Here is an 18,813-nt window from a genome sequence, read left to right as displayed (position 1 = left end):
TGTCATACATGATTTCCACCTGCTCCGAGAGAGGCGTAATTTCGCTTACTTCTGCAATGCGGTCGACGGGCGTCTTGCCGCCGAGTGAACCATGCGGGCGGCGCCAGTTGTAGTCGAACTGCCACTCTTCAAGTCGCTGCTCAATCTCGCCTTCTGTCGGAGAATGGTGGAACCAGAATTCGCTTCGGTCAGTCAGTTGTGAACGCTCGACCTTGCCGTTGAGGTGTGGCGAGCGTGGCGGAATCGGCCGAAATTTGATGCACTCGTTCATCAGGCGCCGTTGCACTGATTCGGCGAAGAACTCGCCGCCCCTGTCAGTCTGGATACGCTGGATCGGAAATGGCATCTCGTCGATGACACGAGCAAGAAAAAGCAGCGTATTACGGGCGTTTCTGCGTGGGTAGACAGCCAGCACGCGGAAGCGCGAGCAGTCGTCTATGGCCGTGTATTGGTAGACGCCTCGCGCGATCTTCATCGTGTCCATCTGGACCCGATCCCCCGGAACCGGGCGACTATAGCGTTTGGGATGCGCCGGCCGCCTGGAACGCACTAACGGCTTCACGGACGCTTCGTTAAGAACCTTATGAATGGTCGCGAGCGACAGTTCTCTTTGTTCGTGGAGCCGCAACTCGTTTTGGATCCGCCGCGCTCCCTTGTACTCTGCACGGAGCCGGAGAATCGTCGCCCGATCAGCCTCAGTGACCTTCCGGTTTGGACTGTTGAGAGGGCGGCGACTTTGAGAGCGAAGACCTTCTTCTCCAGCATCCCGGTAGCGTTGTAACCATTTGCGAAGTGTCGGTCTCGAGATGCCACACCGCGCGCATACGAGACCGGCGTTGCCGGTCTCGTGATACATCATTACCCAACGTAATCGAGTCGCAGTCTCGCGGTCCATCGCCTCATTTTAGTTGAAACGATGTCTGTGAATCACACACTTGATGTGGCTCGGCATGAGTTCACTGGAGACATTGACGCTCACTGGTAAAAACAGGAATCGAACCAACCCTGCGACCGTCCGTGGTGGGTCAAAACACCGATGGTTTTCTTGACTCGTCGGTCAAACGGCCATGCGGGCGCCCTACCGGGATACCAGCGCTTGCATGAACGTCACAGTACGCTGTCACCACATCGAGGTATTTTCAGGCACGTAGTTGCTGTGCCCAATCCACGCCCTCATCCTCCGCAAGAAACTTCAGCCCCCAAGCTACGTCCCTGCGGAGACAGCAATCGACCAGATCCTGCAGAACATTCAACCGAATGTTCCTCAGGCTGCCGATGAATTCTCTTACGCCTTCTATCAGTACCGGGTCCAGTGAAACACTCACGTACTCTAGAATTGCGCGTTCCGGAACCGAAACCAGCACCTGTGGGTGACGCCACGCAAGCGGCTTCAGTCCATAGCCTTCGTCCATCCGCGCGTCAAACAAGGAGTGGGAATTGTAGGTACAGATGAGCCTCTCCACCGCCCAGGACGGAATGCTGCAATAGCCGCGTCCCCATAAATCAATCCGGTCTCGGAAACGAAGATGATGCGTCATCCGATGCCACTCTAGCGCCGTTCGCCCCCCTACGTGGAGACTTGGGATAAATGCCCGCAAATACGCAATCGTTCCATCGACGCCCGGCTGGTCGCCGCGAACCAGATAAGCATCATCGGACAACCGTCGCAACCATCCCTGCTGCACGAGTTCACCTACCTGCTTCGCGTCAACTCCAATTGCCGCGAAGTAGCGCAGACCGAGCGGCTGCGATCTCGGCGCGAAGTCCATCAGAAACTGCACGATTTCAGTGGAATTCAACATGTCCTTGTCAGCCGATGTATCGAATAGCTCGGTCGGTGCCAAAGGTAGTGCATCGCCCATTCGCGCATCACTAATAGGTTTTGAATCAAGCTCATCACGGCGCATCCGAGCCCGCATGTGTCCAAACGAGGACCTTGCTTCGCGCCTCAAGAGGATCAGGTTGCTGAGGTTCGCAGGCTCGAAGACGGCCGTGCGCATCCGCATAAGCGAGATAATTGCGGCCATCTTCAGCGTACGTGTACGACCAAACGCTTGAGACGGGAACCAACGTTTCCCAATCAATCGCCAGCAAGCGAGGCTTGGTGGCTCCATACCCTTCGAGAACCGAAAGAAGAATTGATGGATCAGCGACGATAAACGAGTAGCCCTCAGGATCATCTCGTCGCACCTCCGCAGACCGCACCAGAAATGTCGTCGCTATGTGATTGATGCCAGCGAGGCGCCAACGGCTGAACAGGTCATGTCTGATCCGAAACGGCGTCTCCCATGGAGATTTTGTAAACAGCATCTTTTCGTGAAAAGTCAACGGGCAGAAGTCATCGGTGTCCCTGCTCAAGCGAAGCGCTTGCGAGTTCCAGCGTTGTTTGGGTAACAGGCGGCCAGCAAGGAGTGTTCGTTACACTTTGCACATTATCAATTGTAGCGTAATCGTGTGCATCCGACGACAGTAACATCTTCAAATTTATCTCTATGACTGATGTCGCTTCGTCTTGGCCTGGCACGCGGATTGAGGGCAGCTCGCAGAATGCGCGGCATTTCTCAAGACGGTCTTGGTGTCTCCAGCAGAACATATCTGAGTGCACTCGAGCTTGGAAAGCAGACGCCTACGCTAGACAAGTTCGACGAAATTGCACGGGCCATCGGCGTTCATCCCCTCAGCGTTCTGTACTACGCCTACGCAGTCGGCCTGAAACCACAGGAAGTTACTGAACTGGGGCGCATAGTTCGCTCGGAGATTTCCGGGATTGAGCAATACGACATCACAAGCGATTAACGTCGCCCGCCACGGGAGATTTCATGCCCCGCGCAAGTCCTTCAGCCTGAATTAGATTGGTTCTCCGAAACCCGACAACTTTCGCGGCGTTTGGAGGGGATAAGGGCACGTCCAAACGGCTTGGGCAAAGAAAGAGCTCAATCAGGATGAGAAGGTAGCGAGCAAGGCTACTTCCCCCTACGGAGGCCTCGCTTGATCCGAGTAAAGTCCGTTTTAGTTCTTCGACTGCTTTCGGGACCGGGGCCGCCCCGCGGAGCATGCATTTTCCGTTTCAGACCTGAGTGATCTATTCTCAAGCTTAAGTTCAAGACAGAGGTACAGGAGTGCCTTGTTTTCCCGCTCTAGGTTTCTCTTTTGAGCCTTCTGCGGGTTTTCTCGGGGTGCCTCTTTTTTTAAGCCCCGACGCACATCACGCACATGGGGTAGGAGCTCATCGATAAGAGTTGCATGATGCGCATATAGTCCGGTGCGGTTAACGCCCGCAACACGGGCGAGTTCGCTTACCGACATCTTTGCACCCGGGTCCTCAAAGGCACGAGCATAGGCAGCAGCGCGGACCTTCTGCTCAACATTAAGTTTTTCCACTTTCTTCACTTGTCCTCTCCTCGAAATCCGACTGCTCCGCCCATGCGCTCCCGTTGAGTCCAATCAATATACGTTCCGTGTTTGCTCGTCTCCGATGGACCCATTTGATAGCCTGCTCTGACACGTCGTCGCGCTGAAGAAACTCATCATCGCGAGTCTTCCTGGCTTCCCACCACGGCCTGTGCCGCTCAGTAACAGCAAAATTCGGACATACAGAACAGACGTCCGCCGAGCGACGTGCTTCGTTCGGCCCGTCAGCATCTCCTTGGCATGCCGAAAACAACTGCGCGTAAACACAATATCCCCAGTCACAGGGCGCTAGTTGAACTCCCTCGCGGATCAGCTTCTCAATCAAGCTCGCCAAGCCTTTCTTGCCTCGAAACGCGAGCTGCTTCGAATCTCGCATTGTGGCGATTCGCTCGCCCGCCTTACCACCGACATGTTGAGCGCTGAGGATATCAGTCAATCCACGGACGAGATCAAGCCGACCTTCTTCCTGCAGAAGCTTTTGAAGCTGCAAGTCGCTACCGACATAAGATCCATCAGTAATTGCCCGGAAAATGTGCCCATAATGATATGCAAGAGACTCCAAAGCATTTTTATCTCGCATAACCACAAAACGGGCGAATGTCTTTCTCGCGACGTGAGGATGGATTCTTGATACGGGAGGGCCCTTGCGATAAGGAGATTTTGCAAACGCTCGCAATCTTTCGGCGATACCGTTTCTAGAGATACGTCCGGCGCGCTTGCTCAGCGCGGAATTACTACAGCTCTGATTGACAATCAAAGCCTTCATTTCAAATTTTTTTCGGACATCAGCGTATGCTTCCTCGAAATAATTTACGGCAGCAACGACCGGCTCGCAAGCAATCCATGTCCTACGCACGCCACCGCGCTTCGCCGCGATGCCCGTCATTTTTATATTATTCGCCCCATCAACCTTTCGCCTTGGTCGGAGGCAATCGAAATCCAGGCGGATCAGTTCGCTTGCTCTCATACCTTCCAAAAATAGAATGATTGTGATACACGCTCCATCCGTCATGGCCATGGCATTCCTGAAAAGACAATACGTGCTCGCTTTTTCAGAGCGAAGATCTCGACGAAGTGCTCGACACCCTTCTTCTTTAGAAATATCCTTATAAAATTGTGCCATCATACGAGCACGACAAGATCTGCTTAATTTAATTAGACTGTGTTGATAAACAGATCTTCTTTTTATGACCGACAGCAAGTACTCTTGATGGGAGTCTAACCACTTTATAGCATCTCCAAGCAAAGGCAAAGCAATAGACTCATCAAGCGCACGCCACCCCGATAAGCGCCGCGGAACGCGGGGAAGCGTCAGGTCCAAGCCATCAGGGCTCACTACCAGCCCTCTTTTGCAACTCTTGCCTAACTCCCACATCTCTCGGAGCAGTTGAATATGAGCAAGTATTCCACGCGTATGCAAAGGCTCCTGCCCTTTCATTCGAACGGAGCAAAACTTGATATAATCTGCCAAATCATGCTTTGAGATATCTGAAAATTTCCAGATTTTTCTACTAGCCATCCATCGCGTCAGCCGGCTCAGCGAACGAAACCAGTTTGCAACGGTAGCGTTAGCGATTTCCCGAGAACCTCTCCTCGGAAATTTGAAAAATTCATAAAAAATATTTTGAGCATCACATATAAGGCGACTCCGTTGAGTTTCAGTTCCAATATTTTTAGGAACTAAATTCAGCCAATTTAGAACAAGTTCTTTATCATCATGGAGCATATCTGGCGCGATATACCAGCAGTGACCAGAATGTCGAATGGAAGTGGAATCCATAACTTTTTCGCTTATTCAAGATATGGAATAATGCGCGGATTAATGTATTTCTTGGCTTCGTCCAAAATCAATGGGTGAATCGCTGGAACCAATTCTTCAACTATTATTTGAAGAGTCGGTTCGTAAATTAGCGAAAATCTGGGATACCAACCATCTTTGACAGATCGTTTGTGCGCGTCCTGAAGTGCGTTCAAGGCGGCAAGTATCCGCGCAATAACTTCAGGCGCATCTAGAGGAATTATTGAACCAGGGCACGTAACACATTTTGTAAACTGACCACATGTTTCGCCTTGCCTGCTGCCGGGAGCAATACCGGAAAGCGGATCACGGCATTGGAATCCAAACACGGTTTCCATAGCCGCACCTACCTTTCCGTGTTGCTGGACCGTTGAATGACGTTTATCAGACGACTGCAAACTGAGCTTAATCATCTTTCCCTGGAACCGACTAATCACTTCGTCATGTTCGTCTGCGCGGTCGGCGAGGCTCGTGTACTTTGCCGTCGTAGACAGGCGCGCGTGATTCAGGCGACGCTGAGCAGACAATAGGCTTTTCCCTGCTAGGTGATGCAACCGTGCGCCGGATCTTCGCAAGTCTTTAAAGTCGAACGCGCACAAATTGTGTCGCTCTATAAATTCGTTAAGATATTGACTTGCTTGCTTTTTGTTAAATATGGTGACGCGTCCATCTTTAGCAGAAAGGCAGATAAAGGTCCGATTACGCAAATGCGCCGGCGCGTCATCAACCAGAGCCGCATTCAACGCAGCAACGCGCCGCACCAAGTTGGCTGCACTCCACTCCCGGCCAACTGGAAACTCTGCTTGTTGCTCGTGCGTACTCCTCGATTTGTCCCAGATAAGTCGCTCGATGTCCGAACGCAACGGATGTGGAACAATACAATCACGCTCGAGATCCAATAAAGGGCCAGTGTTTCCGCCAGTCTGCGTCAGGATGGCAAGAAAATACGGAAAAATGGTCCTTGGCGATAGCCAAAGCAACTCCCGAAGTTTAGTAAGTCCTCCGATATCGTAAATTTTCTTTGAAACTCCTTCTCTGGAGGATTTGCAGACTCTCAAGTTTGGAATATAGTTGCCGCCCAATCCGAGAAGTTTAGCAATCACGTCGAAATCGGAAGTTACGGTTTCAGGTCCGCGTTCACCAGCTCGAAGCTTACGTCCACGCTCCAGATCAGCCTCATTTTTTTTGATATCGATATAACAGCCTTTTAATATTTCTTTTATTAGATGTTCATCGACAACTTTCCGCTCAGTTTCCTTGTAATCGCGAATTTGGGGTTTTACCAAACTTGTTTTCGGTGAAACGATCCCAGGTATGTTTCTTGAACACCACCTCAGCAACCTCAAGATCAGACTAAGGTGCCACTGGGCGCTTGAACCTAGCGTGGACTCATCAAGCCATGTGGAGAATATCGCCACTACGTCATGCGGCAATTGAATGCAATTTTGCTTCCCAGCTTCTCTCAAACACTCCGAAAGAAGTAACAAGCTTCTGAATGCTGTCCGCTGTGATGCAACAGCAGTATGACCTACTGTCGCCACGAAGGACCGCTGCAATGCGTGAGCTATATTATTTTTTAGTTTAAGCCTCGAGAAATCAAAAACAGCTTTGTTTCCCGGCCGGTCCTCGACGACGATTACCGTTTCCTTCACCTTGTGGCGATTCCGACCTTCGGCTCCATTTTCAAAAGGGGGAGTAAATTTGCCCTCATTCATAATGAAGCTCCATAAAGAAAATCCAGTGCCTCCATCACCGCATCGCTTGACACGTCCGCTGCCTGGACATATATCTCACTTGTTTCTATAGATGCATGTCCCAGTAAAACCTGCAATGTCTTAAGCGGGTTGATCTCATCGCCTATCGATAGACGCTTCTCAAGAATTTTCAGAACAATTGACGCAAATGTATGTCGAAGACGATGTAAATTCGCTTTGGAGCCTATTTGATCTGCAAATTCCCTGAAGATTCGCGTCAAATCTTGTCGTGAAATCCGCTTACCCTGTTTGTTAAGAAAAACGAAGTCTTCGTTCGGAAAACACAATTTTGGTTTTTCCGTCAGAACGTACCAATTAGTTTCCTCGACCAACTTGGCAGGGGCATATACCGTAACCTCACGTCCTCCCTTCCTCAAAATTTTCAGTCCAACCAAGCCATCAGTCGCGGATTCGATCTGCTCTGGCGTTGGCAAGTCGCCTCGGGTTAACGCACAGACCTCAAATCGACGAAGCCCCGTTGCCAAACACCATTTGAACATCAATTTGTATGGCATCGGCACCAATGCAAACAGGCGCTGGAGTTCTTCATGGCTTAAAGTCAACGGTAGCCGTTTAATGACTCTAGGCGGGGATATCTTTGAATTTGCTCGGGAGGCATATCGGGGATTCGTCGAATATCGGCGCGAGCCTGCGTCTGTGGTGTGATCACAAAGAAACCGTCCGAGGGGCGAAGGCATCATTGCTCGCCGTTGACCCCATGCATGAAAGAGGACAGGAATGACAACACGGTTGTTTGCGGTAGCGCTCGCGTAGCGCTCGCCGGTCCCGGAGCGAGGGGCATGTGCGAGGTGCGCCCGGTACACTGCAATCGTCTCTTCTGTGACCCGATTCAACGACACCGCGTTATCGTCGAGGTACCGAAGCCAAGACAGGAGAGCTTCCGAATAAGTCCGTACTGTATCTCCCGTTACTGAACGGCTTTGCAAGCCGACATCCGCCAAAAACAGCGTCGGCATCCAGACCGGTCGATCATGATCAAGGACGACGGCGATTAAGGGCAGGTCAAACAGTTTCGGGTGAAGGGATTCATCGAACTCGAGACCGGCAAGCTGAAACGCCCGTGGCAATGTACCGAGGTCAATCGACGGTCTGATCAGTTTCGTTCTGTAGCGCTTCGTGCTAGCCATAATTCGCCCCTAATCGCGATTACCTAACAAATATAGCTGGCGAAGAGGCAAACTGAATGTAGACAGACAAAATTCCACACCTAATGGCTGGAAGTAGCGTGGTGGTCGCGCGCGCGGCGCTTGTGGATCACGCATCGCACGCTGACGCATTGGGGCATCGGCTGGCTCGCGCTGCTGGCGTTTTCTTATCACGAACTCGGACATTCGGTTTACGCTGCGCCCGCGTTCGGATTCGCGTGCGGCGGCCTGATGCATCTGCTTGCCGACTGGCCGAATCCGCTCGGCGTGCCGTGGATTGCCGGGCGGCATTCGCTGAATCTGTGGAACAGCGGACATTGCGATCTGATCGTCGTCGCGGCGTCGTGGGCTGCTGCGTGGATGGTCGGCCAGCACTTGTGGTTACACGGCGTGCACGGTGTGATGGGACCTTCGTTCCTGCATTTCTTGCGGGTGGGATGAAGCGATGCGGGGCATATGGATGCGACCGCGCGGCATCGATCGTCTCTCAGTGCAAGGACCGCACGGCGCGCAAGCGAACTACGCGAACCGTGCAATGCCACGCATCGAACGCCGAACGCGCCGACGCATTCATCAACGCCCGCCTTCGGCCGAACGCTCGCCTTCGCGCACCTTGCCCTGCGAGACGCTGCTGCCCGGCGGCACGCTGTGCGTGAGCCACACGTTGCCGCCGATCACCGAGCCGCGACCGATCGTAACGCGGCCGAGAATCGTCGCGCCCGCGTAGATCACCACATCGTCTTCGACAATTGGATGGCGCGCGTTGCCTTTGATCAGCGCACCGTCGAGATCCGCTGCAAAGCTTTTCGCGCCGAGCGTGACCGCCTGATAGACGCGCACGTGCTCGCCGATGATCGCGGTCTCGCCGATCACCACGCCCGTGCCGTGGTCGATGAAGAAACTCGGGCCGATGGTCGCGCCCGGGTGGATGTCGATACCCGTTGCAGAATGCGCAATCTCGTTGATGAAGCGCGCGAGCAACGGCACGCCGAGACGATGCAACGCATGCGCGAGACGATGGTGCGTCATCGCCCACACGCCCGGATAGCACAACAGGATTTCGGTGATGTGCTGCGCGGCCGGGTCGCCGGTGAAAGCGGCCTGGATGTCGCTGACCAGCAGCGCGCGGATGGCCGGCAATTGCGTGCCGAACTCCCGCGCGACTTCGAATGCGCGCGCTTTCAGTTCCGCTTCCGGCGTTTCGCCGAGGCTCGGCAGAAAGCGCAGCGCCCGGCGAATCTGCTCGGCGAGCAGGCGCAACGTGCTCTCGAGCGTATGGCCGACGTAATAATCGACGGTTTCGTCGGTCAGGTCGGGCGCGCCGTAGTGCGTGGGAAACAGCGCCGCGCGCAGGCCGGCGACGATGCCGACCACCGCTTCGCGCGACGGCAACTCCCGAATGCCGAGAGGATGCCGCGTGCGGTGCAACTGTTCACGCGACGCGCGCAAATCCGCGACGATCTGTTCGAGACCCCAGTTATGGGAAGACGGGTTTGACATAGCAGGACAGCACCGAGCGGAACGCACGGCTCAAAGTGATTATCCCGAGAGATTACCGTGTTTTGTCGCGGCTCGCGCGTTCAGCGCGTACGCCGGAAGGCGCGCAGGACCGCGCTTGCGACGCACGCTTCAGATCGTCACGCTGCTCGCATCGATCCAGCGCACGGCCCAATCGCGTGCGTGAGCGATCGCGGCGGCTTCGTCGGGGAAACGCAAATCGGTGGGGAAAAAACGGTTGGCGACCAGCTCGCCGTCGCTCGAGCGAGAGATGACCACATAAGCTTGCCAGCTACCGTCGCACGCGCGCGCCGGCGAGCAATTCAGCAAATAACCGCGATGTGAGAAGGCAGCATCGAAATGCATGTATCACCCGCCCTGACGGCCCCGTAAAGTTTTTGAGTAGCGCGGCCGTTTGGAACCGGTCATGAAAAAATGACCGGCACGTCTCGTCAATTTAACCGCACTTCGCTCGTCGGAATAAGATCATACTCTGTAGAAAATACGCGTCCATTAAAAAAAACGAAAAGAATCTCGCAGGCAATCGCTACGCGAAAACACCCTGCACCGCGGGCACCGCGCATTCGAAAAAGTCGCTGCGCCGCCAATGCGGTACAGGTTTTGCTGACCTTCAACCATGTCCTCTTCAACGGAGAATGCATGATGAACAGCACCGCAACCGGCAAGCCCGCGGACCCGAGCCAACAGGCTGGCGCCCCCGGTCCGAACTCGACCGAACTGCACAACGACCGCTCGCACGACAGCACCGTGGATACCGACGGCAAAAACCTCGAAGCGGCCCGTATCGCGGGCTACAGCCCGATCGCGCCCGATGAGATCACCACCAGCAATGCGACCCTCGTCAACAGCGTGCCGGAGTCGCGCGACGGCATGGCGGGTTTCGACAGCCGGGTCGGCGGCAATCATCTGCTGCTTGCGCTCGAGCCCGGCTACACGGTCATCGACAAAGGCATGGTCGAGCCGCAAGGCGCGGAATCGACAGAGCGTCTGTTCGACGACGCAGTCCCGATGAGCATGCACCGCGACCGCGGCCGCATCCATTACGCGCTCAATCATTTGCGCCCTACGCGCGTGATCGAATTACATCGGGTGAAATAAGCATTCGCTTTTTGCGCAGCTGTTTGACGCATCTGTTTGAATCATGCCGCGCACACCGATTAACTGAGGAATAGACCCGCGCACACCGTTTGAATAATGGCGTGCGCTTTTATCGTCGATTAGAAACTCAGGGTTGCAGGACCTGCGCGTCAAAACGGCTTTTTCCGACTGCCGTGTATCCGCACAATCGACCGTACGTTCAATTCGCAATGGATCCTCAACGGAGCACACGCATGAAAAAAATCGTAGTGATCGGCGCAACCGGCACGCTTGGCCAGGCAGTGAGTGCGGAATTGAAGGCGCGCCATGAAGTGATCGAAGTCGGCGCGACGCGCGGCCAGTATCGCGTGGACAGCACGGACATCGGCGCTGTGGAGCGGCTCTTTCGCGAAATCGGCAAGGTGGACGGCGTGGTGACCACCACCGGCAAACTGCATTTCGGCCCACTGGCGGAGATGACCAGCGAGCAGTTCTGGGTCGGCCTGCGCGACAAACTGATGGGCCAGATCAACGTGGTGCTCGCAGCCCAGCAATACGTCAACGACGGCGGCTCGTTCACGCTGACGAGCGGTATTGTCGGCGACGAGCCGATTCGCGAAGGCGCGAACGCGACCACCGTGAATACGGCGCTGGCCGGTTTCGTGCGCGGCGCGGCGATCGAACTGCCGCGCGGCATTCGCATCAACGTGGTGAGCCCGACCGTGTTGACGGAATCGCTCGACGCTTACGGGTCCTACTTCCGCGGCTTCGAGTCCGTCACCGCGCAGCGAGCCGCGCTCGCCTATGTGCGCAGCGTGGAAGGCGCGCAAACAGGCTGTGTATATCGCGTCGGTTCGTGATCCGGATCGGCGGATAGCGGTTTTGCCGCAGTCCATTCGCCAGACGCAACGCAGCAAATAAGGTCACGCGATGCGGTTCGTCCGCTCGCGCCCCGTCCCTGCGTGAGGTGGCTCTGCGGCCCCCGCGCACTTTCAACGCTTCTGCTCTTTCACGCGCGACACGATCTGCGTCGGGCTGACGAACTGCAGCGCGATCAGCACCCAGATCAGCGTAATCGCCATATAGATCATCGCCATTGCGTCGATCGATTGCGGCGCGCGCACGCCGGTTGAAAACACCGCGTAGTACAACGCGACTACCAGCGTTTGCGTCGCCGGCCCCGCAGTAAAGAAGGTCAACTCGAACATGCCGATGGTACGCACCAGCACCAGCAGCCCCGCCGCGAGCATGCCGAGCATGAGCAACGGCAGCAGCACGTAGCGGAAGTAGCGGAACGTATTGGCGCCGAAAATGCGCGCCGCCGCTTCGAGATTGGGGTCGATCTGTTCGATGAACGGCGTCATCACCAGAATCACGAATGGCAGCGCGGGCACCAGGTTCGCGAGGATCACGCCGCCGAGCGTGCCGGCGAGGCCGACCTTATACATCACCGTGGCGAGCGGAATGCCGTACGTGACGGGCGGCACCATCAACGGCAACAGGAAAATCAGCATCGCGACGCGTTTGCCCGGAAACTGCACGCGCGCCAACGCGTACGCAGCGGGTACGCCGAGCAGCACCGACAGCAGCACGACCGCGCCGACCACTTCGACCGTCACCCACAACACGCTCGCCAACTGGAAATCGCCCCACGCCTGCGCATACCAATGCAGCGTGAAGCCCTGCGGCAACAACGTGCCGAACCAGCGCGTCGCGACGGAATTCACCGCGACGGTCGCAATCAGCAGCACCACGTTGACGAGAAAAAACACCATCGTGCACCACACCAGCACCTGCCACACGCGGCCTGGCACACTGGTTTGCTGTCTGACGCGCTTGCCGGGTTCGTGCGCGCCGTCGTCGTGATCGTTCGATTTGACGGCGGGCCACGAAGGCCGCGCCGCCCGGTGATCGGATGCCATCAGCCCTTGCCTCCCGTCACCGGACCGCTGTAGAAGAAACGGCGCGTGCCGAGCAGCGCGGCGACCACCACGAGTTGCACGAGGCCCATCACCATCGCGATCGCCGACGCGAGCGAGTAATCGTAACTTTCGAACGCGGCTTCAGCCGCCGCGATCGACATCACACGCGTCGGCCCGGCGGGCGCGCCGAGCAGCACCGCGGACGGAAACACCGAAAACGACTGCACGAACGACAGGCACGCGGCCATCGTCAGCCCCGGCATCAGGAGCGGCAAATAGATGCGGCGAAACTGCTGCCACGGGCTCGCGCCGAGCGTGGCCGCCGCGTGCGCGAGGGTCGGGTCGATGCCGGTCACGTACGAGAGCGTCAGCAAAAACGCGAACGGAAAACCCGACACGATCAGCGAGATCAGCACGCCCCAGAAGTTGTGCGTGAGACGCACCTCATGCGTGTAGAGATGCAGACCTTGCAACGCCTGCGGAAGCCAGCCGTTCGGACCGAAGTAGGTCAGCATGCCGTCCGCGATCAGCACGGTGCCGAGCGTGACGGGAATCACCAGCAGCGTGGTGACGAATTTCTGCCCGCGCGAACTGCGCCGCAACGCAAAGGCGACGGGCACCGATACGCCGACATTGATCAGCGTCGCCGGCACCGCGAGCTTGAGCGTGACGAGGATCGTCGGCCACATCGACGTATCGGTGAAGAACGTCAGATAGTTGGCCCACACGCCGCCGCCGTTCATCGGCTGGAACGACAGCACGAGCCCATATGCGAACGGATAGATGAACAGCGCGACGATGAACAGCAACGCCGGCGTGACCAGCCACGCTTTGGCGTCGCGCGGGACGAGCGGTGGAAACAGCTCGGGCGTATTCACGCTGCGTCCAGCGGATAAACCAGCGTGCGCGACGGCGCCACACGCAGACTGATTCGCTCGCCTTCCGCGAATTCGCCGGCGATGCGCGCCCACAGATCGCCGAATACCGTTTTCACGCGCAGCAGCGAATCGTGGCCGCCGTATTCGACGGTGGTCACCAGCGCGTCGAAAGTATTGTCCGTGCCCGGCGCGGCTCGCTCCATGTCTTCGGGACGCAGCGCGACGCTGACGCGTTTGCTGTCGAAGCCGGCCATCGGCGTGCCGATCAGGCGCACGCCGTTGGCGCTCACGGCTACGCCCTCGCCTTGCGTGCCGTCCAGCGCGAATTCGGCCACGTTGCGATAGCCCATGAAGCGCGCGACATGCAGATTTCGCGGCCGCGTGTACACCTCTTTCGGTGTCGCGACCTGTTGCACCACGCCCTCTTTCATCACGACGATGCGGTCGGCCATCGACAGCGCTTCGTCCTGATCGTGTGTCACGTAGAGGGTCGCGCGCTCCAGTTGACTGTGGATGCGGCGAATTTCCGCGCGCATTTCGATGCGCAACCTGGTGTCGAGATTCGACAGCGGCTCGTCCATCAGGATCAGCGGCGGCTCGATCACGATGGCCCGCGCGATCGCCACGCGTTGCTGCTGACCGCCCGACAACTGGCCCGGCAACTTGCGTTCGTGGCCGACCAGTTGCACCAGTTGCAGCGCTTCGCGCGCGCGGCGCATCGTTTCGCTTTTGCCGACACCGCGCATCTTCAAACCGAAGCCGACGTTATCCAGCACGCTCATATGCGGAAACAGCGCGTAGTTCTGGAACACCATGCCGAAGCCGCGTTTCTCGGGCGGCAGCACGTCGATGCGTTTGTCGTCGAGCCAGATGCAGCCGCCGCTGAGCGGTTGCAAACCGGCGATGCAATTGAGCGCGGTCGATTTGCCGCAGCCGGAAGGCCCGAGCAGCGCGATGAACTCACCGCGCCGAATGTCGAGATCGAGCCCTTGCAGCGCCGCGATCGCGTGGCCTTCCGAGTTCGTGAAACTGCGGCTCACCGAGTCGAGCCGCAACTGTTCGAAATGAGGGTTCATCGCGCTTTCCAACGAATTGCGGCAGGTTGCAGCGGGTTGCTCATCAGCGCGACGCAGCACAAACGCTATGTCGCTCGCGAATCGCAGTGGCTTGCACCGCGGTCTGACGCCTGCGCTATTTGCTCTTCTGCGCGCCGACTTCGCTGTCCCACTTCCTGAACGCCGCGACCATCGCCGCAGCATTCAGCGGCAATGCGTGCGGCCGCTCCGCGAGCAGCTTCGCGTACTCAGGCCGGCCGTATTTCTTCAGCACGTCCTGACTGTGCGCGGGCGCCTGCTCGATCGTGACGCCCTTGATCGCGGGGCCGGGATAAAAGTAGCCGTCGTCGTAAGTCATGGCCTGCTGCGCCGGTTCGAGCATGAAGTTCATCAGCTTGTAGATGACGTCGAGCCTTTCCTTCGGCACGCCTTTGGGGATCACCATGTAGTGCGCGTCGTTCACCCACGTCATGTTGTCGAATGCCTGCACGCGAAATTCAGCCGGCACGATGCCGAGCGCGCGCGGATTGATGTCCCAGCCTGTCACCGTGACGGTCATGTCGCGCGAGCCCTCGCCGAGTTCCTTCATCACCGCCGCGGTGCCGCCAGGATAGTAAGGAATGCAATCGTTTAGCTGTTTGAGGAACGCCCACGTCTTGTCCCAGCCGTGAATCGGGTCTTGCGGGTCCTTGTCGCCGAGCACGTAAGGCAAGCCCATCAGGAACGTGCGGCCCGGACCCGAATTCGCGGGCCTTGCGTAGATCAGCTTGTCCGGATGCGCCTTGCACCATTGCAGCAGTTGGTCGGGCGTCTTCGGCGGATCGCTGACTTTGGCCGGGTTGTATTCGAGCAGCGGACCGGCCGGCATATACGCGACCTCGAGACCGTAGCCTTGCGCGAGGGCCTGCATCTTGCGCGGACCGGGTGCGTATTTGTCGAGCACGCCGGAAAAGGCCGCCGCGTTATCGGGCAGCAGCCTGATCCACAGATTCTGTTCGATGCCGGCAGCAAGCGCGTCAGTACCGGTGAGCACGATGTCGATGTCCGAGCGGCCCGCGGCCTGCATCGCCTTGATCTTGCCGGGCAATTGCGGCGCCGGCGCATTCGTGAAGGTGAGATTCGCAACCAGGTTCGGATACTTCGCCTTGAAGGCCTCGAAACCCTTCTGCGTGAGTTGAAGATCGCCGGCCACGTCGACGATATTGAGCGTGACCGGATCGGCGGCGCGCACAGTGGATGAGAAAGCGGCGCTTGCCGCGAGACATACGGACACCAGCCTGAGCGTCAAACTGCCTGAAACAGTCATTGCGTCTCCTCGCTTTCTTGTATGGATGCCGCCGGTCAGATGCGCTGCGGGCGGTGTCGTACCACCGAAGCAACATAGCGAAGCGGGAGCGCCGGTGTCAAGCAAATGCTGGGGAGTCGATTTTGTCCGCGAAATTAAGGGCTTTCGGCGTGTACGGCATCCAGGGGCAAACCCGGACTCGTGTTGCGTGTGAGCCGCGGTATGTCAGGCTTGGCTGTACTCACTTGCGCTTATTTGCGCTTACTTGCCCTTACTTGCGCCTACCCGCCTTGCACGCCTTGCACATTCACGTAGAGCGAATACAGTCCGTGGCTCGCCGCCATGAACAGCCGATTCCGATGCCGTCCGCCGAAGCACACATTCGCACAACGCTCGGGCAACGCGATGTGGCCGAGCAACTCGCCTTGCGCAGTGAACACACGCACACCGTCGAGTTCGTCGATGCCCATGCCCCAGCCGCACCACAAGTTGCCTTGCGTGTCGACGCGAAAACCGTCGGGCGTGCCAGGACCGGCGTCGATCAATACGCGGTTGTTCGACAGCGTCGCGCCGTCGTCATCGACGTCGAATGCGCGAATCTTGCGCGGCTCGCCTCGCGATTCGACGATGTACAACACCGACTCGTCCGGCGAGAACGCGAGGCCGTTCGGACCCAGCACGTCGTCGGCGACCATCGTCAACTCGCCGCTTGAACCATCGATGCGGTACACGCACGCGCTCAGCTCCGACTCCTGCCGTTCGCCCTCGTAGAAGCTGTCGATACCGAAGGTCGGATCGGTAAACCAGATCGAGCCGTCCGATTTCACGATCACGTCATTCGGAGAATTGAGGCGCTTGCCGCGATAGCGGTCGGCAAGCACAGTAATCGAGCCGTCGTATTCGGTGCGCGTCACGCGGCGGGTCAGGTGTTCGCAGGTCACGAGGCGGCCCTGGCGGTCGCGCGTATTGCCGTTCGCATTATTCGACGACTGGCGATACGGCGTGACCGTGCCGCTCGCCTCGTCCCAGCGCAGGATGCGGTCGTTCGGAATGTCGCTCCACAGCAGGTAACGGCCGTCGCCGAACCACACCGGCCCCTCCGACCAGCGCGCGCCCTGATACAGGCATTCGACGGACGCGGACGCGAGAATCAACGACTTGAAGCGCGGGTCGAATGTGCGAATGGCGGGATCGGGATAGCGTCGGCTGTTATCGGTCATGCTGGGCCTGGAAGAGGGAAAGTTAGGTGGCGTCAAAAAGCCGCTCGTATCCGCGCGGTTTCTGGCGGCAATGCCCGATCTTCGCATGACGCTCAGAACGATGACCAGCCATGTCGTCTGACAACTCGGTCGAGATATAACGCGTCCAGGTCAATTCGAATCCCTGTCGGGACAGCGCAACAACATGCTTTTGTATGACAATAGAGTCTGAGCAGCTCAGGCATTCGCCCGGTTCTGGATCAAATGATGTATCGGCGAAACGGGAAGCCGTCGATTTTGACCGCCTATCGACGATTACGGTATTCAAACGGAGCGACCTTGAACATCGCAAACGAAACTCAGCCACAATCTTCTGCGACAAAAATATCTAACTTATCGATAAATAAATGTTAATCGGAGCGTCAAAATCCGATATAAAAGGATAAATGTTCGATTTGCCGCAAACGGCCGCGCCACCGCCGTTTCATGCGAAGAAATGCGCCAGTTTGCGAAATATTTTTAGTGATAGATTGTGCAGAAAAACAACTGGCCACGGGGCCGGACCGCGATTAACCGCAGCTGAAAGCTTGCGAGTCTGAGAGAACCAAATTGCCGCTACATTTTATCGAGCAGATGGCACCGTTATTGAACGCCGCAGACGAAGCGGAATGGTTCGGGAAAATCGCGTCCCTTGCCGACACATGGGGGTTTGACAGGCTGCTGATCGCCATGCTGCCGCGCCCCACGATCCGTCTCGAAGACGCGTACGTGCGCAGCACCTATTCGCCGACGTGGCGGCGTACCTATGACGAGCAGGGGCTCGTACACATCGACCCAACGGTTTCGCATTGTGCGACGCGCTCGTCGCCGCTGATCTGGTCGCCGGATATCTTCAAGACCGAACCGCAGCAAACCATGTACGAGGAAGCCCGCTCGCACGGCTTGCGCGCCGGTGTGACGTTGCCGATCCACGGCCCGAATCAGGAGGCCGGCATGATGTGCTTCGTCAACGACAGCAATCCGAGCGAGGCCTTCTGGCGCCACGTCGACGTTGCATTGCCGAATCTGGTGTTATTGCGCGATCTGGTGATCGACACGGCCCAGCGGCATTTGAACATGCACACTCAGACGTTGTTGCCCAAGCTCACGCCGCGTGAACGCGAATGTCTGAAATGGACCGCGCGCGGCAAATCCACCTGGGAGATTTCCCACATCCTGAATTGTTCGGAAGCCGTCGTGAACTTCCACATGAAAAACATCAGGACGAAATTCGGTGTGAATTCGCGGCGCGCGGCGGCCGTGATTGCGGCTCAGATGGGGCTTATTGACCCGGGTTGATCCAGGCTGCGGCGTCGCGGCTGAACAGCACGCGCTCGGCGCGGCCGAGATCGGCGTCTGAAACGGTTTTGGTGAAGTAGAGGCCCAGCAGGATGGAAACCGGTGCCGGGATTTCGGCACCCGACTCGAACCGGCTGCCGCGCGATTGCGTGACACCGAAACGAGCCCAGAAGCGGCGTTGGCTTTCTTTTTTCTTTTTGCGGTAAGCAATGATCAGAACGCGATCCACAGCGGACGAAGGCTCTGCCGCGCGCGATTGGATGCCGGTTTGCGGTTGCCAGTGATTTTCGATCAGTTCCATGTCGTGTCCCGTCGGTTGATTACAAAGTGTTATCTCGATTTTGCGTTATCCGATAAGCATGCGCACCTATCCAGGTAGGTAGGTGGCAAAACGATTCAAAATGCATAAGTT

Annotated in this window: 18 protein-coding genes and 1 pseudogene; 5 read left to right on the top strand and 14 right to left on the bottom strand. The window is 57.1% G+C overall.

Annotated features, from left to right (window positions below; genetic code table 11):
* Positions 1-895: IS481 family transposase (locus tag PQQ51_RS12600; RefSeq protein WP_408497107.1), on the bottom strand; the 895-nt coding region annotated here is incomplete at its 3' end.
* Between the two features lie 244 nt (positions 896-1,139).
* The gene (locus PQQ51_RS12595; protein WP_408497106.1) at positions 1,140-2,180 is read right to left on the bottom strand and encodes a type IV toxin-antitoxin system AbiEi family antitoxin domain-containing protein; all 1,041 of its coding nucleotides are present in this window, start codon (positions 2,178-2,180) and stop codon (positions 1,140-1,142) included.
* A gap of 367 nt (positions 2,181-2,547) precedes the next feature.
* Between PQQ51_RS12595 and PQQ51_RS12590 the strand changes: the two genes are divergently transcribed.
* Positions 2,548-2,796 (top strand): helix-turn-helix domain-containing protein, encoded by a 249-nt coding sequence (locus PQQ51_RS12590; RefSeq protein ID WP_408497105.1) that lies wholly within the window; start codon positions 2,548-2,550, stop codon positions 2,794-2,796.
* Positions 2,797-3,009: 213 nt separating this feature from the next.
* Here the strand turns inward: PQQ51_RS12590 and PQQ51_RS12585 are convergent, their stop codons facing one another.
* Genes PQQ51_RS12585 through PQQ51_RS12570 form a run of 4 tightly spaced genes read right to left on the bottom strand, consistent with a single transcriptional unit; the run spans position 3,010 to position 8,111 of the window.
* The gene (locus PQQ51_RS12585) at positions 3,010-3,390 is read right to left on the bottom strand and encodes a hypothetical protein (protein WP_408497104.1); all 381 of its coding nucleotides are present in this window, start codon (positions 3,388-3,390) and stop codon (positions 3,010-3,012) included.
* Entirely contained in the window at positions 3,368-5,191 is a 1,824-nt protein-coding gene (locus tag PQQ51_RS12580) for a site-specific integrase (protein ID WP_408497103.1), read from the bottom strand. The genes PQQ51_RS12585 and PQQ51_RS12580 overlap by 23 nt, the downstream gene beginning before the upstream one ends.
* 11 nt (positions 5,192-5,202) lie before the next feature.
* Complete coding sequence (locus PQQ51_RS12575) at positions 5,203-6,924, bottom strand: hypothetical protein (RefSeq protein ID WP_408497102.1); 1,722 nt, start codon at positions 6,922-6,924, stop codon at positions 5,203-5,205.
* Positions 6,921-8,111: a tyrosine-type recombinase/integrase gene (locus PQQ51_RS12570; RefSeq protein ID WP_408497101.1), complete on the bottom strand. Its 1,191-nt coding sequence runs from the start codon at positions 8,109-8,111 to the stop codon at positions 6,921-6,923. The genes PQQ51_RS12575 and PQQ51_RS12570 overlap by 4 nt, the downstream gene beginning before the upstream one ends.
* Positions 8,112-8,195: 84 nt before the next feature.
* Here PQQ51_RS12570 and PQQ51_RS12565 point away from each other — a divergent pair.
* Positions 8,196-8,570: pseudogene (locus PQQ51_RS12565) on the top strand (metal-dependent hydrolase); the annotation flags it as partial.
* A 132-nt stretch (positions 8,571-8,702) separates the two neighbouring features.
* On the opposite strand, the gene epsC reads toward PQQ51_RS12565, so the two are convergent.
* Entirely contained in the window at positions 8,703-9,629 is a 927-nt protein-coding gene (epsC, locus tag PQQ51_RS12560) for a serine O-acetyltransferase EpsC (protein WP_408497100.1), read from the bottom strand.
* A gap of 129 nt (positions 9,630-9,758) precedes the next feature.
* Positions 9,759-9,992: a hypothetical protein gene (locus tag PQQ51_RS12555; protein ID WP_408497099.1), complete on the bottom strand. Its 234-nt coding sequence runs from the start codon at positions 9,990-9,992 to the stop codon at positions 9,759-9,761.
* 297 nt (positions 9,993-10,289) lie between these two features.
* On the opposite strand from PQQ51_RS12555, the gene PQQ51_RS12550 reads away from it, so the two are divergent.
* Positions 10,290-10,745 carry a DUF3005 domain-containing protein gene (locus PQQ51_RS12550; RefSeq protein WP_408497119.1) on the top strand — a complete coding sequence of 152 codons (456 nt, stop codon included), beginning with the start codon at positions 10,290-10,292 and terminating at the stop codon, positions 10,743-10,745.
* A gap of 233 nt (positions 10,746-10,978) precedes the next feature.
* A complete protein-coding gene (locus tag PQQ51_RS12545) occupies positions 10,979-11,584 on the top strand; it encodes a short chain dehydrogenase (protein ID WP_408497098.1) in 606 nt (201 codons plus the stop codon).
* 132 nt (positions 11,585-11,716) lie between these two features.
* Here PQQ51_RS12545 and PQQ51_RS12540 read toward each other — a convergent pair whose 3' ends face one another.
* The 5 genes from PQQ51_RS12540 to PQQ51_RS12520 all read right to left on the bottom strand — a co-directional run bounded on the left by PQQ51_RS12540 (position 11,717) and on the right by PQQ51_RS12520 (position 17,084).
* Positions 11,717-12,646, bottom strand: coding sequence for an ABC transporter permease (locus PQQ51_RS12540; RefSeq protein WP_408497097.1), 930 nt, complete (start codon positions 12,644-12,646; stop codon positions 11,717-11,719).
* Positions 12,646-13,524, bottom strand: a complete 879-nt coding sequence (locus tag PQQ51_RS12535; protein ID WP_408497096.1) for an ABC transporter permease — start codon at positions 13,522-13,524, stop codon at positions 12,646-12,648. Before PQQ51_RS12535 ends, PQQ51_RS12540 begins: the two co-directional genes overlap by 1 nt.
* Complete coding sequence (locus tag PQQ51_RS12530) at positions 13,521-14,600, bottom strand: ABC transporter ATP-binding protein (protein WP_408497095.1); 1,080 nt, start codon at positions 14,598-14,600, stop codon at positions 13,521-13,523. Before PQQ51_RS12530 ends, PQQ51_RS12535 begins: the two co-directional genes overlap by 4 nt.
* Positions 14,601-14,715: 115 nt before the next feature.
* Positions 14,716-15,885: an extracellular solute-binding protein gene (locus tag PQQ51_RS12525; RefSeq protein WP_408497094.1), complete on the bottom strand. Its 1,170-nt coding sequence runs from the start codon at positions 15,883-15,885 to the stop codon at positions 14,716-14,718.
* A 260-nt stretch (positions 15,886-16,145) separates the two neighbouring features.
* A complete protein-coding gene (locus PQQ51_RS12520) occupies positions 16,146-17,084 on the bottom strand; it encodes an SMP-30/gluconolactonase/LRE family protein (RefSeq protein ID WP_408497093.1) in 939 nt (312 codons plus the stop codon).
* A gap of 612 nt (positions 17,085-17,696) precedes the next feature.
* Between PQQ51_RS12520 and PQQ51_RS12515 the strand changes: the two genes are divergently transcribed.
* Entirely contained in the window at positions 17,697-18,401 is a 705-nt protein-coding gene (locus tag PQQ51_RS12515) for a helix-turn-helix transcriptional regulator (protein ID WP_408497092.1), read from the top strand.
* Here the strand turns inward: PQQ51_RS12515 and PQQ51_RS12510 are convergent.
* On the bottom strand, positions 18,385-18,702 hold the full coding sequence (locus PQQ51_RS12510) for a helix-turn-helix domain-containing protein (RefSeq protein ID WP_408497091.1): 318 nt from the start codon (positions 18,700-18,702) through the stop codon (positions 18,385-18,387). The two genes, PQQ51_RS12515 and PQQ51_RS12510, sit on opposite strands and share 17 nt — an antisense overlap.
* Positions 18,703-18,813: the final 111 nt, after the last annotated feature.

This window comes from Paraburkholderia xenovorans (assembly GCF_046030735.1).
GTDB classification, from domain to species: domain Bacteria; phylum Pseudomonadota; class Gammaproteobacteria; order Burkholderiales; family Burkholderiaceae; genus Paraburkholderia; species Paraburkholderia xenovorans_A.
Note: the sequence above shows the minus strand (reverse complement) of the source record. Positions and strands in the feature narration are given on the sequence as shown.

Excerpts from the sequence above, each read along its gene's own strand:
- PQQ51_RS12580 (WP_408497103.1), bottom strand. The coding sequence starts at position 5,191 with ATGGATTCCACTTCCATTCGACATTCTGGTCACTGCTGGTATATCGCG.
- PQQ51_RS12515 (WP_408497092.1), top strand. The coding sequence starts at position 17,697 with ATGGCACCGTTATTGAACGCCGCAGACGAAGCGGAATGGTTCGGGAAA.
- PQQ51_RS12590 (WP_408497105.1), top strand. The coding sequence starts at position 2,548 with ATGCGCGGCATTTCTCAAGACGGTCTTGGTGTCTCCAGCAGAACATAT.
- PQQ51_RS12520 (WP_408497093.1), bottom strand. The coding sequence starts at position 17,084 with ATGACCGATAACAGCCGACGCTATCCCGATCCCGCCATTCGCACATTC.
- PQQ51_RS12545 (WP_408497098.1), top strand. The coding sequence starts at position 10,979 with ATGAAAAAAATCGTAGTGATCGGCGCAACCGGCACGCTTGGCCAGGCA.
- PQQ51_RS12510 (WP_408497091.1), bottom strand. The coding sequence starts at position 18,702 with ATGGAACTGATCGAAAATCACTGGCAACCGCAAACCGGCATCCAATCG.
- PQQ51_RS12525 (WP_408497094.1), bottom strand. The coding sequence starts at position 15,885 with ATGACTGTTTCAGGCAGTTTGACGCTCAGGCTGGTGTCCGTATGTCTC.
- PQQ51_RS12555 (WP_408497099.1), bottom strand. The coding sequence starts at position 9,992 with ATGCATTTCGATGCTGCCTTCTCACATCGCGGTTATTTGCTGAATTGC.
- PQQ51_RS12570 (WP_408497101.1), bottom strand. The coding sequence starts at position 8,111 with ATGGCTAGCACGAAGCGCTACAGAACGAAACTGATCAGACCGTCGATT.
- PQQ51_RS12550 (WP_408497119.1), top strand. The coding sequence starts at position 10,290 with ATGAACAGCACCGCAACCGGCAAGCCCGCGGACCCGAGCCAACAGGCT.
- PQQ51_RS12530 (WP_408497095.1), bottom strand. The coding sequence starts at position 14,600 with ATGAACCCTCATTTCGAACAGTTGCGGCTCGACTCGGTGAGCCGCAGT.
- epsC (WP_408497100.1), bottom strand. The coding sequence starts at position 9,629 with ATGTCAAACCCGTCTTCCCATAACTGGGGTCTCGAACAGATCGTCGCG.
- PQQ51_RS12540 (WP_408497097.1), bottom strand. The coding sequence starts at position 12,646 with ATGGCATCCGATCACCGGGCGGCGCGGCCTTCGTGGCCCGCCGTCAAA.
- PQQ51_RS12575 (WP_408497102.1), bottom strand. The coding sequence starts at position 6,924 with ATGAATGAGGGCAAATTTACTCCCCCTTTTGAAAATGGAGCCGAAGGT.
- PQQ51_RS12595 (WP_408497106.1), bottom strand. The coding sequence starts at position 2,180 with ATGATCCTGAGGGCTACTCGTTTATCGTCGCTGATCCATCAATTCTTC.